The organism is Mycobacterium sp. 1165196.3, assembly GCF_001673415.1.
In the GTDB taxonomy this organism is placed as follows: Bacteria; Actinomycetota; Actinomycetes; order Mycobacteriales; family Mycobacteriaceae; genus Mycobacterium; species Mycobacterium europaeum_A.
Genome location: NZ_LZLU01000051.1, coordinates 1 through 562, shown reverse-complemented (window position 1 = coordinate 562; position 562 = coordinate 1). Strand labels below are relative to the sequence as shown.

Annotated in this window: 1 pseudogene; it reads right to left on the bottom strand. The window is 69.6% G+C overall.

The features are described from left to right. Positions 1-62: 62 nt before the first annotated feature. Positions 63-562, bottom strand: a pseudogene (gene hemC / locus A5659_RS04765) (hydroxymethylbilane synthase); the annotation flags it as partial.

Here is a 562-nt window from a genome sequence, read left to right as displayed (position 1 = left end):
GGCGGTACGGGCCGCCACGGTGCTGGCGAACGCCGCCCTGGTGTTCACCGACCCCGACGTGCCTGAGCCGGTGCTGGCAACATCTGCACCGGCTCTAGCGTCTCGGTGACGTCGTCGAGGCGACCGATCCGGGCCAGTCCCGCCCGGGCTACCACGATCGCGTCGAGATCACCACTGCTTACCCTGTTCAACCTGGTATCTAGGTTGCCTCGTAGGGGGCGGATTTCCAAACCGAGACCCAATGCTCTAAGCTGCGCGGCCCGCCGCGGCGAGGAGGTGCCCACCAGCGAACCGGCCGGCAACTCCGCGAGCACCAGCCCGTCGCGCGCTACCACCGCATCGCGCGGGTCGTTGCGCACCGGTATGGCCGCCAGAGCAAACCTCGGATCCTCGGCGGTGGGCAGGTCCTTGTGGGAGTGCACGGCGGCGTCGACACGGCCCTCTTCCATGGCCTCGCGCAGGGCGGTGGTGAACACACCGACCCCGAGGTCTTCGATGGGCGCCAACGACCGGTCCCCGGCGGTGGTGATGGTCACCAGCTCCGCCGGGTGTCCCAGCGCGA